This window comes from Microbulbifer regidiadema (SeqCode), assembly GCF_052466995.1.
Genome location: NZ_CP174297.1, coordinates 1,654,205 through 1,674,895 on the forward strand (window position 1 = coordinate 1,654,205; position 20,691 = coordinate 1,674,895).

Here is a 20,691-nt window from a genome sequence, read left to right on the forward strand (position 1 = left end):
TCAAACCTACTCAACGTTCTCTGCTGATGTAACTATCCTATTAAGCAATCGCCCCGCAGAGTCATAACTGTATTCTGTAATATTATTTGATGTGGTGACCTTTTTAGGCAAACTATAGGTATTATGCCATTCAGTAGTGATTAATTTTTCTTCAGAAGTACCGGCAGCTTCAGTACGAGTTAGTTCGCGCCCCAAATTATCACGGGTATAAGTGGTAGTATTTCCTTCCCAGTCGGTCTCACTTGCTACAAAACCATTGGCATCGTAAGAGTAGGCTTTATTAGCTGCGGCGCAATTAGTACTTGTATGCCCCTTCACATGGGTGATTTTTCTGACCCCATGAAGCGTTGTGTAGTGATAGGTGGTATCCTTCCCTAAAGCATTAGTGACCTTTACTCTTGGGTCCGTGGAATCCTCAAGGTGAGTATAATCTAACTGTATCCGATCTGCGTTTAGTGCCAATTCACTTTGGATAGCTCGCCCCTCACTATCGTACTTAACAGCAGAAAGTACATCACCCAACTCATCGGTAATACTGGTTATATAGTTAGAAAAACGAGAGTCTGCATAAGAATAACTACGATACGGATTATCCTCCCCAAACGGGTTGCTTCCAGCAACACCCGGGGTCTTATCTGGATAAGCCACATGAACTAAGCGACCTTCAGAATCATATCCATATCTGTAGATTTCCGATTCAGAAACCTCGACTTCAATAAGCCGACCGCTGGTATCATGCTTAAAGATCAATGATTGGCCGTTAACGTGTGTGGCCGTCAGATTATTCTCGCTTCTTGAGAAGGTAATCTGTACCCCTGAAGGTGTAGATATCGATTCGAGGACACCATAAGTATTACTGTAAGATTCAACCGTGTCATCTGAATCTATCAGGTGGTAGACTGGCGGCACCCATTTCAGCTCTAAAGTTACACCTGGATCAGGCTTCCACAGGCCGTTGCCAAGATAGGCAAACTCAATCACCTTACCATCTGGCCGATAGGCCAAAGCCCTGTTACCCAGCATAAATAGTGTACGATCGTATTTATGTCGCCATTGGCCCAATTCGCTATTGTAGTAGCGGCTAATTTCTAAAGGAAACTCATCGGAACCAGAGTAATCAACCTCATGATAGAACTTATTTCCTGTTAGCATATTAACAGGATGACTTGTCATTGGTGACGGCCCTTGATCACAAGAGAACCCACCAAAGTTTTTTGAAGATGAGCATGGTTTATCAAGCCAATCGTAATAACAGGGGCTTAACGAATAAAAACTACTTCCACCACTTTGTCTCCAGTCATCATAACCTATCTGTACAGTTTCACAGAGAACAGTGTAATGCCTAACATTATCCGTATCACTCGCCATGTAAACATCTTTAACCCTATGAACGAAAAGATAGTCAGGATTATCAGGTTGATTATAGCTATCACACCAGTATTCTGCAGCCTCTTCCTTTGTCGCAAAGGGGTGCTGTATCACATATTCATAAGGAGATTCAAAACCGCCATCAAAAGTATAGCGCCAAAATTCTGCATCTACACTAGGCGCAAAAAAAATAGACTCCAACATCAGCAAGCCAAGAAGTATTTTATTCCTCTCAACATTGAAAGCAGACTTCACTTTGAAACTCATTTTCTATTCCACTCCTGAAAACCAACACTAGTTCTAATTTTTAGAAATAGGCGATCTGTATTCTATTTTTCACCGAGAAACGCTGAGAACTACCCCCACCCCAATTACACAACATATAGAGGCAATTTTACTCGACAATTACGCTTAATTCCCGCAAACCACCAACCAACTAGAGGGCCACAAAATATACCCTATAAAACACACATCAAACTCTTCGAATTTGCTTACTCATTAAGCTGTTTTATTGATTTTGGCAAACCATTTATTCAGAACTCTATTTGGGGGTAATTTTTTTTGATAGCAAGTGACCACTGGAGTCATAGGCAAATTCAACAACATCTTCAGATGTAGAAATTTTCACAGGCACATTAAAAGAATCATGCCACTCAATGACAACTACCTTTGACTCAGCAGCTCCCAAACCCTCTGTCCGAGTCAGCTCACGCCCCAAATTATCACGGGTATAAGTGGTAGTATTTCCTTCCCAATCAGTCTCACTAGCAACAAACCCGTTAGCATCGTACGTATAACCTTTATTAGCCGCAGCGCAATTAGCCGATGCCTCACCGTCTACAGAGGTGATACGCTTTACGCCATCTATTTCGGTATAGTTATAGGTGGTTTGCTTATCCAGCACATTGGTGGTGCGGCGAGTAAAATCATCGATATATTCAACATCGACTGATTCTGCCCCCCCATTGTGCTCCGTGCGAATGGCTCGCCCCTGATCATCATAGGTGAAGGTACTGTAAACCTTACCTGCCTCATCAGTAACTCCGGTTAGAGCATTGGGGAAACGATCATCTTCATAACGGAAGGTACGTTGAGGGTTTTCATCGCCGGGGAAAGTAATGGTCTTGAGCAAATCGTCGTCAGCGTAGGCAAATTTGTACACAGAGCCATCATTGCGAGTAATTTGGATAAGTTTCCCATCACTCCAGGTTAAATCAACACTATTGCCGTTATCATCAGCAATCGCTGACTGATAAACACCGCTGTCGTCATAGGTATAGCTAATCCCTTCACCCTGCTGGTTCTCCACTCGCAAAACGCGACCAGCGGTATCGTAGGTTTCTATTCGGCCACCAATTTCCAGCTTCCAACCAGACAGCTCGCCGCTCTCATCCAGCTCTTTCGCAATACGCCAATCCCGATTGGCCTCCCCTATAAAAGTACCATCTTCATCAGAAAAATGGAGATCGCTACCATCCGGGCGATAGGCAATTACCCGCTCGGTTTCACCATCGGGCAAGATGTAATAGGCAAGGAAGTAACTGTGATTGTGCCGCCAGTTATCTGTAGCACTACCGGTATATTCGGAAACGGAGTCTTCATCCAGTGGCAAACTAAAGGTATATTCACTCTCCTCAACCGGCGCTTCAGCATAGGTTACTGTCTCTCCAGGGTAAAAAAAATTAATCGTATACCCCGCCCCAGATTTCTCCAAATTGCCAAAACTGTTATATAGCCAAGAGAATGTTAATGGGAAATCGCCACTTGCAGTAAATACCGGCTCCCGTTGTAGCTTATGACCATTAAAGAAGTTGATAGGATTGCCGGCCAAATTAGAGGGGCCGCCCGTTTGGTTAGAGCAACTTTGGGGTTCAGCTGGAGCTATGCAATCTCTAGCGGTATCGGACCAGGGCTTATCTACCGGGCATTCTTTAGTGCATGCAAACCCATTCCATTCCAAAGGCGCTTCACATATCAGCTCTTCACAAGACATACTATCATAATTCATTATTCCAAAATCGCAACTACACAATCCAACACTGTCAAGCGACATACCAGCTGCACAGGTGCCACTATCATAGGCACTAAAAAAATAGAGAAATATATCTTTTCCAGAAGGGATTCCCACCTTCTCATAATCAGAACACTTCCCCGCTAAAGATTTACTAGTCCAACGCTTACCACTCTCTTGTTCTATTTGCTCATAAAAACCTCTTGTATTTAGCCCTGACAAACCAAAGTCTGGACCAGCCCCACAATAACCATCACCACGCATTACATAACAAGCAGCATCTGCCTCCGAATAGGATAGATACGGACCATAATAATTCTCCACACAAGAACCAGCACACACCTCAGCTGAAATAACCAATAGGAGCACTAAAAAAAAATCTCTCATCTAAACTGACCCAATATTAGGCACATAGCGCCATTAATCGATGCATTAACAAGAAGAAAATAAGGAGTAAATCTCGCCCAAAACCATATGAGGAACGAGTACCAATTACGAGCTTATAGATATGTATTCAGCACACTTCTTGAGCACAGAGCTTCCCTTTTCTGACTCGACAGAAATCTATTTTACATTATCTATACCGATATAATTATAAATTTCTCGATCCCAAAACGTATTAGTGATGTGGCGCACACTTTCGTATTCTACACCTACAGATTCAGCGCCATTACAGTTGGCACAATCGAACCGTTTTTGGGAGTTTTATACTCTTAACTGTCGAACGATTCAGTAAGGTAATGAAACATAACAACCGTCTATTTTTTAAGCTGAAATTTAAGGAAGACACTGTAACTTCACCTCCAGAAAGAGATCTTGAGCTCTAAGCCCACAGAAACCAGAACCACCAACAACTTGCATGCCAGATAAAAAGCTGAATGCGGGGAGTCATTAGAATATTAAAATATCAGAAAAGAAAAGCTCACAAACTAAACGCAACCTAACAAAACAGCTTCTAAAAAACAGCAACTGTTCGATCAATTCTTAACTACTACATTTTAGGGTCCAGTATAGTGGACTCAATTAATTTCAGTAGCCAGTGCCAACAAAGAATATTTTCTAACTAGTAGATATAAACAGCTTCCGCAGCATCTGTGCCATTTAAATCTGGATCAGCCATAAGCCCAGTTGGTTGGGAAAAATATCTGCTGCACTAGGGTCAGTGTCCCTGAAATCTGCAAAACACAGATTTCAGGGAATGGAAATGGGGATAAACACGTATGAGAATATGACTTTTTGGCTGTGCGATACCGAATAGATAGCTATGGAATTATTTTCCAGAGGTTCCTTAGCTTCCCAGGGTTGCCCCACCATCAACAACAATATCCTGCATGGTGATATGTGCAGCCATATCAGAGGCTAAAAAAAGAACTGTATTTGCTATATCAGAGGTTGTCGCAAGCTTATTTAAAGGGATTCCCAGCTTGTACCCCTCTGGATTACCGGCAATGGTAGCCTTTTCACTCCCCTCGCTCCCCCACAGTTCACGCAACATCTCAGTATCCGTAGATCCCGGCGAGACTAAGTTACAACGAACACCATATTCAGCCAGCTCAAGGGCTACGCAATGACTGAGACTAACCAATGCTGCTTTTGAAGCGCAGTATGCGGTCATACCCAACCTTGGAACATGAGCCGCATTAGAGGCCAAGTTTACGATAGCTCCCCTGCCTTGATTCTTAAAGTGGTGAGTCAACTCTTTGATTAAGTTAAAAGGGCCCGTCACATTGACCGATAGGCAGTCCTGCCAATCAGAGACAGTTAATTCTGAGATACCCCCAAGACGCAGGATGCCCGCTGCATTGACCAGAATATCCGGCCCCTGGCCATCGGTGAGCAATCGCTTACAAACCTGCGCAATCTGCTCAGGGCTGGTAATATCCAGAGGAATGGTCTGGTAAGTATATTCAGTGCCGGGAAAGGCTATATCAAAACCCCAAACGATAGCGCCATTCTGACAAAATAAATCCGCTATATTCGCCCCGATACCGCGCCCAGCACCGGTAACCCAGACACGCTTCCCTGAAAAGTCCATAACCCAGTTACCCTTTTAATTCAGGGTATTTCCCCTGAATAAGCCGCCACCAGCCATTCAGTGATGGTGCAACAGCCAACTCTTCAAAGGTCATGTGTACGCCGAGTTTTTGCCATTCCGTAATCAACCCCATCAGTTGCGCCGAGTCCAACCCGTAATCAATAAGGTTTTCATCTGCATCAAACAAATCGGGCTCTTCATCAATCAACTCCAGCAATTGCTCCTTGAGGAGAGCCTGGGTCAGCACCATTTCAGAAGTAGTGCCCAAAGATACGACATCCTCTGTTGCTACAACACTTCCACAGCGGTTGGCTACATAGTTAAGCGCCATATGCTGCTCTTCTTCAGAAAAATCAGCAACGGCATCGGCGATCATAAAAGGCTGAATATCTCGCATAAATGCATCCAGTGCGGTGGTCAAACAGCCGATATGCGCGTAGATACCACAAATTAACAGTTGGTCCCTCCCCGCTTCTTTTAAGATTTCCTGGAGTTCAGATCGGTAAAAAGCACTGTATCTCCATTTAACCAGTACTATGTCATCCTCATCTGGAGCCAAGGCAGAGACCACTTTTTGTAGGCTCGGGTCAGCCTTGGTAAGCCCTGGCCCCCACATATCATTCAATAGCGCCCGATCTTGATCACTCTGTTCAGTGGGTTGTGCGGTATAAATTACCGGTATCTGCTGCTGCTTAGCCCAAGAGCGCAGTGCGACAATATTATTCTCAATATTGCGAATCAGTTCGCTTCCCTCACCAAAGAAGCGCACGAAGTATTCCTGCATATCATGAATAAGCAAAGCGCTTCTGGAAGGGTCAACTTCCCAGTCCACCTTATTTTTAGGGAGAGCATCAATTGCGGGTAGACTATAATTGTCCAATGATGGAATTGACATAAATCTTGATACCTTAAATCCTAGAAACCGCTATCTTCTTAAGCAGCTCTTTACGCAAAACTTTCTTGTCTATTTTTCCAACCGGAGTTAGCGGCAAACTCTGAACAAATTCAAACTTGTCTGGCAGTTTAAACTGGGCCACCCCAAGACTTCGCAAGTACTTTCGCAAAGCGACAGGGCGTAAGCTTGCATCACTTGACACCAGAAAAGCGCAGCTTTTCTCCCCCATTAAATCATCCGGCATTGCTACCAGTGCGGCCTGAGTAATGGTGTCATGGCGCAGCAACAAATTTTCAACCTCTTCCGCCGCTATCTTTTCTCCACCGCGATTAATCTGATCCTTCTGGCGGCCCACAACCCTTAAATAGCCATGTTCATCACGTTGTACCAAATCTCCAGTGCGATAAAAGCCCTCATCATCGAATGCCGCTTTATTGTGTTCAGGGCTATTGTAGTAACCGCGAATAGTATAGGGACCTCGGGTTGCCAGCATGCCGGCCTCCCCCGGAGGTACAAGGGCTCCATACTCATCAATAACCCGAACCTCATCGTCAGGACACATAGGACGACCTTGGGTACAAAAAATCAAAGCGCCTTCGTCATCCAGCCGGGTATAGTTAACCAGACCCTCGGCCATACCAAAGACCTGTTGCAGTTGGCAGCCCAACTCTTCAGGCACTCTGCGGGCGACACTCTCGGCAAAATTAGCTCCACCCACCTGTATTAAAGAAAGCGTGGCTAACTTTTCCCGATTCTGCGGCGCGGCCTTAAGCCAAAGAGAAACCGCCGGTGGGACCAGGGCAACCATATTGACTTCATGTTGGGCAATCAAAGAGAAACAATTTAAAGGCTCCGGGTCTAAGGCGGTAATCACAGTACCGCCACTGTCAAACACCCCCAGAGCACCGGGTGAACTTAAAGAAAAATTGTGTCCCGCAGGAAGTGCACATAAAAAGCGGGTTTGCGGACTCAGATCGCATATCTCTGCACTTCTGCGTACACTGTAGAGATAGTCATTATGGGTGCGGGGTATCAGCTTTGGCGTACCGGTACTACCACCTGAAAGTTGGAAAAAGGCGACCTCTTCGGCAGGTGTCGGCTCTAACTCTGCTGCAATTTCCGTTGTATTGATACAGCTATCAAGTGAGTCTGCTGATCTATTTTCTCCCCACAACAAAACATGTTCTAGCGAGGGAGTTTTCTGCTTTAGCTCATCCAGAAAAGTGGTATCAGAAAAAAGTGCATGAGAAGCAGAGGCGATAACAAGGCTTGGGTGAAGCTGCTCTGCGTAGGCCAGTAGCTCCAGGCGCTGGTGACTGTACAACGCATTGACCGGGACCACGCCCGCTTTTAATAACCCAAAGAATACGATATAAAACTCAGCAATATTCGGTAACTGAACCAGAGCCGTATCGTAAGGTTTAAGCCCCCTGAGCCGCAGGGATCGAGCCAGATTATCAGAAAACTGGTCTAATTCGGCATAGGAGAAGTGTCGGCCACCACAAATAATTGCTGTCGCATTGGCATCCCTTGCACAGGACTCCCGCAAGATATCTGTCAGTGGCTTATCTTGCCAATAACCAAGATCTCGATAACGCCGAGCCATCGATTCTGGCCAGGGTGTAAATTCAATACTCATTAAAGCGCACCCTGCTGCGTGATCCCCAGTGCATTGAGCATAGTGCCCAGCTTTGCACCGGTTTCCTGCCACTCCGACTCAGGGCAAGAGTCCTCAACAATACCCGCCCCTGCAAACAGCTGAATATGATTGCCACTCACCGTACCACAGCGAATAGTCACTACCCACTCACCATTACCCTCGGCATCACACCAACCCACCATACCGGTGAAAACCCCTCTCTCAAAAGACTCCACCAAACGGATTAAATTGCGGGCATCTTTGGTCGGAAAACCACACACTGCCGGTGTCGGGTGTAGCTGGCAAGCAAGCTCTAACGCTGAGATCTCTGGGTTTTTCAGCTGCCCGTGGATTAAGGTTGATAGATGCCACATAGCCGGGGTACTAATCAGTGCGGGGGCTACTGGAATATCGAGTGAATCGCATAATGGCGTAAGCACCTGGCGAATTTCGTCAATGACCAACCGATGTTCGTAGCTGTCCTTTGCCGAGGTCAGTAACGATTCACTTACGGCCTTATCTTTTTCCAAATTTTCCTGCCGCTTAGCCGAACCTGCCAGGGGGTTGGAAACAAGTTCACTGCCCACTTTACGCACTAGTAGCTCGGGACTTGAGCCGATAAGGTCCCGATCGCCTTCAATCGGTATACGGAAGTGGTAACCAGAAGGGTTCTGCACAATTAATCGAGACAGAACTTCATCGACTGAAACTTTATCGGCCAACTCAACATTTAGTACTCTGGACAATACCGCTTTGCGTAAATCACTGTGCTGAAAATTGGCGATTGCCTGCTCTACTGACTGCTTGAAGCGCCACTCGCCGGGGACACTCTGCATCTTTTCAACTTGAGGAGCGGAAGCGCTTCCCCCATCCAGGGTTGAGATCATCTCACTGCGATCAAAAAACTCACACTCCGCAGGAATAAACAGTCGTGATGGTTGGCTCAGGTCAAAAGGAACCGCACCAATAACAACAGGGTTGCGGAGCCCCGCCTTCTTCGCATTGGCAAAAGCCCCCTGCACCGAGTTATGAAACAACTGACTACTGCCACCAGGCTCCGGCATCACTGGCTGGTTAATTTCTGTAAAAACCCCCTTACCCCGCAAGCTTCTGTAAGAGGAGGTGAACAAAAAATCAGCGGAATCAAGAACAGGCGATAGGCCAGATTCCAAACCCTGGGTCGGGAAGAGCATAAACTTTTCACTCCATTGAAAACGCAAATGAGAATGAATATCATTATATTTCAAATGTTGGTGTATTTGTCAATTGATGTATTCAATATTTGGAAAATATTTACATGGATATCATGTCGGGAAGCGACTACAGAGAAAAAAATAAAATCAGGCCAGGACTCAAGAGAAGTAAAAATGAGCACTCTATTTTTTTATTTTCTCTGTAAACACCATTTTCGCAAAGAAATTGGTCCAGCCTCACCAACCTTTGGATTTTTGCACCGATTACCGCCATCAAGCCTGAAACATAAATTAAATATTTTTTATTAACGTTTGAGATGCCCCCACAACTACAAATGATAATAATTTGTATTTACATTTGGCACCGTATTAGGGTAGCCTATTCGCAAGTTGTTACTGCTTTTTGAAAAATAGCGCTGAGAACACAACCTCCCACAAGCCTCGTGGAAAGCCCAATTACTCAAGACAAGGAATGTCATGACCGCTGCCATGCAAATAGATTTATTATTTTTTTCGCAGCCTCATTCTTGTGGGGTTGGCAGCGCACCTTGGTGGTCTGAGGTGAAGGGACATGGACTGCCGTTCGTGGATGAAAACCCTTTAGATAAAGAAAAATTAATTCTTACTTTCTTGTGGCAAGATCCAAATGGCTGTGAAATGCACTCGCCTATCAAGCGAGTTTATATCGATATAAATTGTGTAACCGATCACCATACCTTCTCACCGACCTCCCTGGAGAGGTTGCCCAAAACGGATGTTTGGTATTGGCAAGTAGAGATAGAAAAATACTGGAGGGGCAGTTATCGCCTAATCCCAGTCACGGAAAAGTGGGTCGGCTGCAACTGGGAAAAGACACTTGATCCCGATGATGATAAACGCCAAGTACAGCGCCAGTGGTGGCGCAGCCTGCTGAAATCAGCAACACCAGACCCTTTGAATCGGCAAGCACCGAATACAGGATTGTGGAGCAAAAAATTTTCCGCAATTCACTTGCCAGGTCTTGCAGAGCAAAGTCTGTGGCAAAAAAATGATCAGCAATCCGAGCCTATAGAACACGGTTTAGATAAAGTGGCAACGCTGTGCTGGAAAAGCCCCTCTCTCGGTATCAATCGCCAAGTCTGGACCTATGCCTGTGGCGAGACAGCCAAACCTGAGTCACGTCCGCTTGTCATTCTTCTCGACGGCGAGCGCTGGGCAAAAGAAATGCCTATCTTTTCACTTCTAGAAGAGCAAACACAATCCGGAAATTTACCCGCAGCACTCTATCTGCTGATTGATTCGATCAATGGGCATCAGCGGGAGCAAGATCTAACTTGCAGTAAAAAATTTTGGCTGGCCATACAGGAAGAGCTTATTCCCCAGATAAAAGCCCAGCTACCCCACACAGAAAGTCCGGCACATACCGTGGTTGCAGGGCAAAGCTATGGTGGCCTGGCTGCAATGTTTGCAGGTCTAAATTGGCCGGCACGATTTGGCTGTATCCTGAGTCAATCGGGTTCCTTCTGGTGGCCAAATAATGAGCTGATGAGAAAGGGCAATAATAGCGATAAAAAGGGTTGGCTCACCGAACAGGTAGAGCTTGGAGCCTACGCCCCAAGCGGATTAAAAATTTTTCAGGAAGTGGGCACCCGGGAACATGCCCTCAATAGGGTAAATGATCAGCTCAACAAAGCCCTAAGCAGCAAAAATTTTGAGGTTAGATATCAGAAGTTTTTTGGGGGGCACGACACCCTGTGCTGGCGCGAGGGGCTGATCACAGGGCTTTCGTACTTATTACAAAGTTTTAACTATCAGGGTTAAATTTGTTATGCAATCAGAATATCAAAATCCGTTTGATGATGAGAGCCACCAATTTTTGGTGCTAACCAATGAGCTTGGTCAGCATAGTCTGTGGCCAGAATTCGCCGGTGTTCCAGAAGGATGGAAAACCGTTTACGGCCCTCAAGATCGGGGCTCGTGTATTGAATATGTTGAAGAGAACTGGAAAAGCCTAAACCACTGATAGTTGTCAGCCACTGAGGTTAGGCTGTTTCCTTTGAAAATAAGTGCAGGCAATAGCATTTGCTATTTCCCGCACATTATTTACCGGCGGTTAAGGGATTAACCGCAGCTGGAAAGTACCAGCAACTCCCACTTGAAAATATGGCTAAGGTCTGTGCCACACTATTTTCATACACCAGTGGGCCGTGGCCAAATAGATCAGGAAGAGCTATTTGGCCACACTTTTTCTCCCACCTAGGCATTGTGCCAACTCAATATGTTGAAAAAGGATTGTTACTGTGCAAGAAGAAAGCGCACCCATTTCTGCAAGTAAACTTAGTGATAACACTTACCCTTTGGTGGGCCCCCAGGTGGGAATCTGGTTAGCAGATCAACTGTCAGAAAGTAGCAATGCTTTCGCCGTCGCTCAATACGTTGAAATTCGGGGGGCGATCAATGTGACACTGTTGACCCAGGCGATTCATATCGGGCTGAGTGAAGCCGATACAATTCATGCCGTCTATCGCCAGGAGGATGACAACCCAATCCAGCAATTCCTGCCAACGCCGGAACCTGAATCTCTAAACGCTGTAGATTTCATTCAAATTGAAGATTCAGCTGATCCAATAACTGCGGCAAAAGCCGTGATGCTGGATGATCTTCAACGTGATTTGAGTGCAGATAGCGGAACTTGCCTGTATCGGCATATTATTTTTCAGTTACCGCAAGGTTCCAGTGAACAGTCCTTCCTCTGGTATCAGCGTTATCACCATTTGATGGTAGACGGCTTCAGTTTTACCGCCCTGACTAAAAGAATTGAATCCATCTATAACGCACTTATCAATGGTGCATCCCCGAGCAGCTCTCCCTTTACTAAATTCTCTGCTGTTGTTGATGAGTACCTGAATTACGTCGGATCAGAAAAATACAAGCAAGACCAAACCTTTTGGCTGGACTATGCCAAAAACCTGGCAGCACCACTGACACTATCGAATAAGAATACCGGTTCACTGGACAATGCCAATAGCCTTGTGCACCGGCAGAGTATTTCGATGGACCGCAGCCTGATCGAAGATCTAACCCAGCAAGCGGACGCAAAAAAGCTGTCGGTTATCGACCTCACCACGGCAATAATCTTTGTTTACTTATCCAGAATGTGCGACAGCGACAAGGTTGCTGTAGGCTATCCCTTTATGCGTCGCATGGGGTCTGCCGCACTTCGCTCTACGGGTCCCGTCGCCAACGTGCTGCCTGTACAGCTTGAGGTCAGTGCCGAGCACACTATTTTTGACACTGGCCGCATCCTATCCAGGGAATTGCGCAAAATTCGCAAGCATCAGCGCTACGAGGCTGAGCAACTGCAAAGGGACCTCGGACTGGTCGGATCACACAGCCGCCTGTATGGCCCCACTATCAATTGCAAAATCTTTGACTACGCACTCAATTTTGACGGGGCCCCCGCTACAACCCATCAAATAGCAACAGGTCCGATTGAGGATATAGAGTTTTCCATTTATCTCGGTAAAGAAGCGATAACTATTGAACTGGCTGCCAACGCCCAGCGCTACGATGAACAGGAACTGGAACTCCACAGGCACAGAATTAGCGACCTCTTTATTCAAGTTCACCACAATAGTCACTGCCTATCCAGTGAACTCTCTCTAATTCCCACCGCTGAGAAAGAGCTTATCGACAGTTGGGCTAAAGGGATAGAGGTCGCCAATACTGAGAGTCATATCAGCGCCCTGGATATTTTCTTACAACAGGTGCGCACGCGCGGCAGTGCTACGGCCCTGGTTTTTGAAGGCCGCGCCGTTTCATTTAGTGAGCTTTCACAGCAGGCCCTACAGATTTGTGCTGCCTTACAGAACAAAGGGGTAACGCCACAGGATATTATCGCGGTAGCTCTGCCAAGAAGTGTTGATTCCATTACTGCCATCCTGGCAATTTTCTACTCTGGTGCCACATACCTCCCCCTCGATCTGACACATCCCGACGAGCGCATTGCGGTGATGTGTGAAGATGCACAACCGGCACAGGTGATTACTCTATCCAAGCAAGCCCATCGACTACCATCGCAAGTTGAGCAACTGTACTTGGATACCGCAACACTGCCCGCAGCCGCAGAACCGATTGATAAAACACACATAAACTCCGGGGAACAGAGAGCCTATATATTTTATACCTCCGGCTCTACCGGAAAACCCAAAGGGGTGATGGTGCCTCATGGGGCACTCCTTAATTTGGCACTGGCCCTACAAGAGGAGATCTTTAACAAGGCTATTCCGTGCTGCGCTAACGAGCGCTTGAAGGTAGCTCTGACGGGTTCATTTTCATTCGATACTTCCTGGGACCCCATTCTCCTGATGATGCTCGGCCACGAGCTGCACCTGTTTGGTGACGACGCCAAAAGGGACGTCTACGCTCTGATCGATTCTATCCGCACCCTAAAAATAGACACTCTCGCCGTTGCCCCCTCATTGGCCACACAATTAATGGAAGCGGGGCTGATGGATGAGGGCCATCACCATCCCACTTTAATGGATATTTGCGGGGAAGCCGTATCTCCAGCTCTGTGGTCTGAATTACAGCGACACCCCAAACTACAAGCACACAATATTTACGGCCCCACAGAATTTACCGTCTATGCAACCAGTGCGCAGGTCTCCACAGACCTGGCAGAACCGGTTATTGGCGGCCCGCTGGCCAACACTGAAGTCTATGTGTTGGATAAACGCCTGCGGCCAGTCCCCATTGGCGTGGCCGGCGAGCTCTATCTCGCTGGAGACAATATGACTATCGGCTACCTGCGTCGCCCGGAGACCACTGCCAGCCGTTTTGTCGCAAACCCATACCGCCCTGGTAAAGTGATGTATTTAACTGGGGACCTGGTTCGCTGGGGTAGCCACGGGGAATTAGAATTTATCGGCCGCTGTGACAACCAAGTCAAAGTTCGCGGATTCAGGGTTGAACTCGGCGATGTGGAAGCCGCCTTTTCATCGCTCGCAGAAACCAAAGAAGTCGCAGTGATTGCCAAACCTATTGCCACAGGTAATCAATTACTCGCCTACTGCACGCTGAAGACACCAGCAAAAGAGAATAAACAGGCGATTGAAAGCCGCCTTATGCAGCAACTCAGCGAGCAACTACCAGATTATATGGTGCCTGCCAGTCTGAGTATTCTCGAAGAATTCCCACTGACAGTAAGCGGCAAGCTCGATAAAAAAGCTCTGCCAATGCCCTCTGCCTCTATACAGAAAACATCGAGAGCGGCAAAAGATAGTGCTGAGCAACTTGTCTGCGATGCTATCGCCAGCACCCTGGAGCTGGACAATATCGGCGCAGAAGATGATTTCTTTCAACTGGGGGGAGACAGTATTTCCGCGATGCGCCTTTGTACTGCGATGCGCAAAACGGGTTACGATCTGCGCCCCAAAGAAATTTTCAAACTGCGCTCAGCCGAGCAAATCGCCCTCAATCTGACGCCTTTACAGGAGCAGACCAAGGCAAACTCCACAGCAACGCAGCAATTACCCCTCGCTGAAGCCGAGAACAAATATGGTCCGCTAGCCGCAGTACTTCCCGTACTGCCCTTGCAGGAAGGCCTACTGTTTCAGACGCAATTGGATAGCGAGGAGAACTCCTACAGCTTTACCACAAAATTATCACTCGATGGCGAGCTGGATACTGCCCGGTGGCGCCGCACGCTCAATGTCACTTTAGCCAAGCACCCACAACTAGGAGCATTGTTCGACTGTGAGTCTTGGGATGCCCCCCTACAACTCATCCCGCAAATCAGTGGCGATGCGGATACCGCTGCACAGTGGCCCCTGACAGAAGTGGACCTGAGCCAGCAGCCCGAACAACAGCAACAGGAAACGCTACACAAGCTGGAGTTGCAGCAGGCTGGATTGCATTTCGATATTCGCAAACACGCTGAGACTCGCACGCCCCTGTTACACGCACACATTGTAAAAATCTCCGCAGAAAACCACGCGCTGCTTATCACTGCGCATCATTTGGTTATCGATGGCTGGTCTACCCCAATTCTGCTGCAAGACCTGCTGGAAGCTTATCGAGATGATACTGAAGCGCGTTTATCAGTACCCAATCACTACAGCTCGGTAGTCATGGCGCTGTCTGATAGAAAAAAACAAGCCACTATCGAACACTGGAGAAGCCTGCTCAAAGGTGTCACCCCCACCATTGCCTTTACTGAGAGTCGCGATAAAGGAACCGTTCATGAAATAGAAGCTCCCCTATGTGAGCACTTACACAAACGCCTGAATAACCTCTGCCAACAGGAAGGTCTCACCTTCAACACACTTATCCAGGGCGTTTGGGCGGCTCTGCTGGGCTCATTCACCGGCCGCAATGACGTGGTATTCGGCAGCCCTGTTTCCGGGCGATCCAGTGCCGTGGACGGGATTGATGAGGCCATTGGTTTATTCAGCAATACGCTGCCCGTTCGCGTACAGTTGCAACCTCAACAGCCGCTGATCAAGCAACTTCAATCACTGCAAGAGCAGCAAATTGCCCTGTTTGACCACGACGGTATTGGCCTCGGAGAAATCCAGCGCACTGCCGGCACAGATACCCTGTTCGACACCCTTTTGGTGGTGGAAAACTACCCGGCAGACCAAGCCCTTTTGCAGCAAAATCACGCAGGAATTCATTTAACTGCGGTTCAAAATCGCGGCTTTACCCACTACCCGCTGACTCTATTAGTATTGCCTGGGGACAAACCGAGAATACTGTTCGAATATCGCGACGCTGTCGTCAATGCTGAACACCTTGTCCAGCGTTTTATCCATATGCTCACTCAGCTTGCCGAAAGCCCAGAACAACCGCTGCTTGCCATGTCCCAGCAGACAGATGGTGAACGCGAGCTTCTCGAAAGTGTGAATGACACCAAGAAGATATTTAAGCCTGCCACTTTGCAGGACTTGCTGGCCAAGCAGGCGCAAGCCAGCCCCAATAACAAAGCACTCACTGACGAACAGGGCTCCTTTGACTATCAAAGTATGCGTCAACACGTTGGCAATATTGCCGCACAGCTCAGTGCTAACGGTGTTGGGCCCGGGGATGTTGTCGCCGTCGCTATAGAGCGCAGTGTTGGACTCAGTCTCTCTTTACAAGCCGTAATCGAAGCTGGGGCCGCTTACCTGCCGTTGGATATTAGCTATCCAGATGAACGCCTGGCTCTGATGCTAGAGGATGCCAATCCCAAATTGATTGTCGCCGGTGAAAATCAGGTTTGCCGATTTTGCGATCACTCTCCGGTGCCCAGCCCTGTACCCGTACTGGCTATTGAACATCTTCTCCAACAGCCATCTCCCAGTGGGGGCATCACTGCGGAAGTTCGCCCAGAAGATCCCGCCTATCTGATTTATACCTCAGGTTCCACCGGCCGCCCCAAAGGGGTTCTGGTTTCCCATGAAGCCATTGTGAATCGGCTGCTTTGGATGCAGGACGAATACAAACTCACAGAGGGTGATGTCGTACTGCAAAAAACACCATCGAGCTTTGATGTCTCTGTATGGGAGTTCTTTTGGCCTCTGATCCAGGGGGCCGAATTGGTCATGGCGCCACCGGAAGCACACAGAGACCCGGAACAACTGCTACAGATTATTTCCCAGTATCAGGTAACAACCATGCATTTTGTCCCCTCTATGCTTGCCGCTATGGTGGACTACCTGGATAGTCAGCCATCGGCTGCGCCTCTGGCACAGTCCCTGCGCCGGGTATTTTGCAGTGGTGAAGCCCTGTCAAAAGAACTCGCCTCAGCCTATGCAAATTACTTTAAGGCGCCCTTGCACAATTTGTACGGCCCCACCGAGGCCGCTGTCGATGTTACTTACTGCCCGGCTGATCTGGGAAAAAAACTGGGAGAGGGTACTGGAATTCCGATCGGCAAACCGGTTTGGAATACCCAGCTCAGAATACTCGATCAATTTTTACGCCCGGTAGGTATCGGCGTTCCGGGAGAACTCTACCTGAGCGGCACACAGCTCGCTCTCGGTTATCTCAACAGGCACAGCCTGACCGCCGAACGATTTGTGGCCGACCCCTATGCCGTAGGCGAAAGAATGTACCGTACCGGTGATGTGGTTCGCTGGCTGCCCGATGGCAATGTTGAATACCTGGGCCGCAGTGATGATCAAGTTAAGATTCGCGGTCTACGAATTGAAATTGGCGAGATTGAAAAAGCCCTGTCTTCCCTGGAGGGGGTAAGACAGGCAGCGGTTCACGCCCGTGTTTTGAATCGAAGCAAAGCCACAGGTGATAACCGTCAACTGGTCGGTTACGTAATTCTGGATAACCCTGTAGAGTCCCCAGAAATACTTCGCGCACTGCTTGAGCAGCTGGCGCAAACCCTGCCGGTGCATATGGTGCCCTCAGCATTGGTCGCGGTGGATACATTCCCTCTCAGCGCCAATGGCAAGCTCGATAGAAAGGCACTGCCAGACCCTGAAAATAATAAAACGGTTTCTGGCCGTCCGCCCCGTGAAGGCGCCGAGCAAATTATTGCCAATGCCTTCTGCAAAATACTGAATCTGGAATCGGTCACAGCGGAAGCCAGTTTCTTTGAGCTTGGGGGCCATTCACTATTGGCTATGCGACTGGCCGCAGAACTCCGCCAATCCCTATCCCTTCCCGTCACAGTCGGGCAGATTATGGTATCCCCCACAGTAGAGGGGCTTGCCGCAGTACTGACTGATGAGAATTTACGCAAAGATCCTGAAAAAGCCGGCTTTGGCAATATTCTTCCGATCCGGATGGGAACGGGTACGCCGCTATTCTGTATTAACCCGGGCTCAGGCTTTTCCTGGCAATACACCGGCTTCCCCAAATACCTGCAAGGAAACTGGCCGATTATCGGCCTGCAATCTCCCAGACCTAACGGCCCTGTGGCGATTAGTGAAACCATGGATGAAGCCGTAGAGCGCTATTTACAGACTCTCCTCAGCGCACAAGCCAAGGGTCCCTATCATTTAATGGGGTACTCTTTCGGCGGTACTGTTGCCCTAGCCCTGGCAGCCAAGCTGACGGCCCTCGGTCACGAAGTAGCATTTGTCGGCTTGTTCGATACCTACCCACCTGAGGGCCAGGAGTGGAAACGCCCCAGTGAAGACGAAGCCCGGGAAGAAGTAGAGAGAGAGAAACGGCAATTCCTCAGTGCAGCTGAAGGCGAGTTTGCCGATGAAGCCACTCTGGCAGAGCAGACAAAAATGTTTAACGACATAGTGGCAAATTACGATGACACTGTGCGCCTGCTATCCAATGCCTGTAGCCAGCCCTACTCCGGCAATGTGCAATTATTTGTTGCAGAAAAAACACTGCCCGAAGGTTGGGATGTGGACAAGTGCTGGGCCCCATTCCTAAACGATATGCAACAACACCGCTTGCCTTTTGCCCATGACGATATTCTCTCGCCGACTTCCCTCGAAGTACTCGGCCCCCTGCTCAACGGCATATTGGCAAAGGTTCCAACTTTAACCAAAAAGACAGAGAAAGCAGATCCCCAAGAGGCGGTAACCTCCCTATGAATCATTCATTTTTTATGAGATTTGACTTGCTCAAAAGCAATGTCAACTTCCGTATGATCTTTATTGCCAGGATGATCTCAATCATCTCCCTGGGAATGCTTACAGTCGCGGTACCTGTACAAGTCCATGCAATGACAGGCTCCACCATCCAGGTGGGGATCATTATGGCGCTTGAAGGTGCAGCTATGTTTATTGGTTTGCTGTGGGGAGGGATACTCGCCGACCGCTACAACCGCCGCACGCTGATTTTAATCGGTCGCTCCGGTTGCGCTCTGGGTTTTGCCGCACTAGCAGTCAATTGCTTCTTTACTTCACCCTCACTCATAGCCCTGTACGCCCTTTCTATTTGGAGTGGTTTATTTGGTGCAATCGGCATCACCGCGTTAATGGCCTCTATTCCCTCTATTGTCGGCAGAGAGAATCTTGCCTCGGCCAATGCACTGGGCATGCTCACCGTACGTATCGGTACCGTGGTTTCCCCAGCTATTGGAGGACTGATTATTGCCGCCACTGATATCAGCTGGAACTACACCGCAGCATCGGTGGGCACTTTTGTCACCCTGATTCCCCTAACCCGACTACCTTCCATGGCCCCGGGCAAGCAGCCGGGCAAACAACCACTAAAGGCGCTAGCCGAAGGGTTTTCGTTTTTATTCCGTCATAAAATTGTCGGCAGTGCCATCGCTGTGGGCACACTGGACTCACTGGGCAAAGGAATTCGCGTTCTATTTCCCGCGATGGTTACTATTACCCTTGGTGGCGGTGCGTTTGAAATCGGGCTGATGTATTCAGCAGTGCCCCTCGGCGCAATGCTGGGTGCCTTAACCAGTGGCTGGGCCCCTCAGTTACAACGCCCCGGTACCGTTTTACTACTTACATGTACGCTTTCTTTCGTTGCCCTAGGCGGTCTCACCTTGGCCAGCCACCTTTATATCGCACTATTTGCCTTGGTGGCTTACGGCTATTTGGGGGCTATCAGTTCACTGATCCAGATGACTTTGGTACAGAGCCATACACCCAATCAGTTGCAGGGAAGAGTCAATAGCCTGTGGGCAGCCCAGAATGTGACCGGCGATACCTTTGGAGCAATGGGATTTGGTATCCTCGGTAAACTGTTTGCCCCTATGGCCGGCACTCTCTACTTTGCCGCAGCGGCTGTTGGTATTACTGTCGCCATGTCTCTGGGGTTCAGCAGTTTGAAGAGTGCTGCTTTTGTAAGAAATAAGCCACAACAAGCAGCTCCTTCGCCGAGCCCCGCTCCGCAAAAAGACAAAATGGATGCTGAAGCTACAACATCATGAATCAGGAATCGATTTGTATAGATAACAAGGCGCTATCCGCCTTTCTAGGTGGATATCGAATGGTTGAGTCCGATCACTTTTCCGGCTTTCTGGTAGAGACCACCTTTAGCCCAGAAAAGTATCTCGACTGCTTTTTTTCCCAGCTTAATATTCCTTTCCCAAGTACCTTGGAGAAAGCTGTCCCCTCCCGGCGGGCTGAATTTCTCGCCGGAAGGGGGTGTGCTCACTTTGCTCTAAGCAAACTGGAGATGCCGGTAGCAGAAATCCCTGTAGGCGAAAACCGCCAGCCCGTATTGCCTGAGGGTGTACAGGCTTCTATTACCCATGCCAACAACCGGGCAATCTGTGCAGCCACCACAAACTCACGGGGACTGGGGATTGATTATGAAACAACTATCGCAGAGAAAACTGCCGCTGAAATCAAACGTAATATAGTCAACCAGGCAGAGGAAAGCCTGCTCGCAGATAGCGGTTTAGCAATGGAAAACTGGCTGACTTTGGCTTTCTCAATCAAGGAAAGTCTGTTTAAAGCACTGTATCCCCAAGTTGGAAAGTACTTTGATTTTTTAGATGCTGAAATTATTGCACTGTCACCCCAGCAACAAACACTAGAACTGAGAATTTTGCGGGATCTTTCCTCTGGAGTTCCCAGTGGCAGTACCTATACCGGTGCATATCAGCCACATCAAGGCGGTATATTGACTATCGTTGAGTACTAA

The 20,691-nt window shown here is 48.1% G+C and carries 11 protein-coding genes; 5 read left to right on the top strand and 6 right to left on the bottom strand.

What is annotated here, in order from left to right:
* Positions 1 to 6: 6 nt before the first annotated feature.
* The 6 genes from ACJJIK_RS07030 to ACJJIK_RS07055 all read right to left on the bottom strand — a co-directional run bounded on the left by ACJJIK_RS07030 (position 7) and on the right by ACJJIK_RS07055 (position 9,012).
* Positions 7 to 1,635, bottom strand: coding sequence for an RHS repeat domain-containing protein (locus tag ACJJIK_RS07030; protein WP_444944586.1), 1,629 nt, complete (start codon positions 1,633 to 1,635; stop codon positions 7 to 9).
* A 274-nt stretch (positions 1,636 to 1,909) separates the two neighbouring features.
* Entirely contained in the window at positions 1,910 to 3,766 is a 1,857-nt protein-coding gene (locus ACJJIK_RS07035; protein WP_444944587.1) for an RHS repeat domain-containing protein, read from the bottom strand.
* Between the two features lie 901 nt (positions 3,767 to 4,667).
* Positions 4,668 to 5,414, bottom strand: a complete 747-nt coding sequence (gene dhbA / locus ACJJIK_RS07040; RefSeq protein ID WP_444944588.1) for a 2,3-dihydro-2,3-dihydroxybenzoate dehydrogenase — start codon at positions 5,412 to 5,414, stop codon at positions 4,668 to 4,670.
* Positions 5,415 to 5,421: 7 nt separating this feature from the next.
* Complete coding sequence (locus ACJJIK_RS07045; protein WP_444930495.1) at positions 5,422 to 6,309, bottom strand: isochorismatase family protein; 888 nt, start codon at positions 6,307 to 6,309, stop codon at positions 5,422 to 5,424.
* 13 nt (positions 6,310 to 6,322) lie between these two features.
* On the bottom strand, positions 6,323 to 7,948 hold the full coding sequence (locus tag ACJJIK_RS07050) for a (2,3-dihydroxybenzoyl)adenylate synthase (RefSeq protein ID WP_444944589.1): 1,626 nt from the start codon (positions 7,946 to 7,948) through the stop codon (positions 6,323 to 6,325).
* Positions 7,948 to 9,012 carry an isochorismate synthase gene (locus ACJJIK_RS07055; protein WP_444932301.1) on the bottom strand — a complete coding sequence of 355 codons (1,065 nt, stop codon included), beginning with the start codon at positions 9,010 to 9,012 and terminating at the stop codon, positions 7,948 to 7,950. The genes ACJJIK_RS07050 and ACJJIK_RS07055 overlap by 1 nt, the downstream gene beginning before the upstream one ends.
* 618 nt (positions 9,013 to 9,630) lie before the next feature.
* On the opposite strand from ACJJIK_RS07055, the gene fes reads away from it, so the two are divergent.
* From fes to ACJJIK_RS07080, 5 genes are all read left to right on the top strand, one after another.
* The gene (fes, locus tag ACJJIK_RS07060; RefSeq protein ID WP_444945042.1) at positions 9,631 to 10,941 is read left to right on the top strand and encodes an enterochelin esterase; all 1,311 of its coding nucleotides are present in this window, start codon (positions 9,631 to 9,633) and stop codon (positions 10,939 to 10,941) included.
* Between the two features lie 7 nt (positions 10,942 to 10,948).
* Positions 10,949 to 11,143 carry an MbtH family protein gene (locus ACJJIK_RS07065; RefSeq protein WP_444930492.1) on the top strand — a complete coding sequence of 65 codons (195 nt, stop codon included), beginning with the start codon at positions 10,949 to 10,951 and terminating at the stop codon, positions 11,141 to 11,143.
* A gap of 277 nt (positions 11,144 to 11,420) precedes the next feature.
* Positions 11,421 to 18,671, top strand: a complete 7,251-nt coding sequence (locus ACJJIK_RS07070) for an amino acid adenylation domain-containing protein (protein ID WP_444944590.1) — start codon at positions 11,421 to 11,423, stop codon at positions 18,669 to 18,671.
* A complete protein-coding gene (gene entS / locus ACJJIK_RS07075; RefSeq protein ID WP_444944591.1) occupies positions 18,668 to 19,972 on the top strand; it encodes an enterobactin transporter EntS in 1,305 nt (434 codons plus the stop codon). Before ACJJIK_RS07070 ends, entS begins: the two co-directional genes overlap by 4 nt.
* Positions 19,973 to 20,031: 59 nt before the next feature.
* Positions 20,032 to 20,691, top strand: coding sequence for a 4'-phosphopantetheinyl transferase family protein (locus ACJJIK_RS07080; RefSeq protein WP_444944592.1), 660 nt, complete (start codon positions 20,032 to 20,034; stop codon positions 20,689 to 20,691).

What these genes read in the sequence shown, in the direction of transcription:
- fes (WP_444945042.1), top strand. Translation starts at nt 9,631, where the DNA reads ATGCAAATAGATTTATTATTTTTTTCGCAGCCTCATTCTTGTGGGGTT.
- ACJJIK_RS07030 (WP_444944586.1), bottom strand. Translation starts at nt 1,635, where the DNA reads ATGAGTTTCAAAGTGAAGTCTGCTTTCAATGTTGAGAGGAATAAAATA.
- ACJJIK_RS07035 (WP_444944587.1), bottom strand. Translation starts at nt 3,766, where the DNA reads ATGAGAGATTTTTTTTTAGTGCTCCTATTGGTTATTTCAGCTGAGGTG.
- ACJJIK_RS07080 (WP_444944592.1), top strand. Translation starts at nt 20,032, where the DNA reads ATGGTTGAGTCCGATCACTTTTCCGGCTTTCTGGTAGAGACCACCTTT.
- dhbA (WP_444944588.1), bottom strand. Translation starts at nt 5,414, where the DNA reads ATGGACTTTTCAGGGAAGCGTGTCTGGGTTACCGGTGCTGGGCGCGGT.
- ACJJIK_RS07050 (WP_444944589.1), bottom strand. Translation starts at nt 7,948, where the DNA reads ATGAGTATTGAATTTACACCCTGGCCAGAATCGATGGCTCGGCGTTAT.
- ACJJIK_RS07065 (WP_444930492.1), top strand. Translation starts at nt 10,949, where the DNA reads ATGCAATCAGAATATCAAAATCCGTTTGATGATGAGAGCCACCAATTT.
- entS (WP_444944591.1), top strand. Translation starts at nt 18,668, where the DNA reads ATGAATCATTCATTTTTTATGAGATTTGACTTGCTCAAAAGCAATGTC.
- ACJJIK_RS07045 (WP_444930495.1), bottom strand. Translation starts at nt 6,309, where the DNA reads ATGTCAATTCCATCATTGGACAATTATAGTCTACCCGCAATTGATGCT.
- ACJJIK_RS07055 (WP_444932301.1), bottom strand. Translation starts at nt 9,012, where the DNA reads ATGCCGGAGCCTGGTGGCAGTAGTCAGTTGTTTCATAACTCGGTGCAG.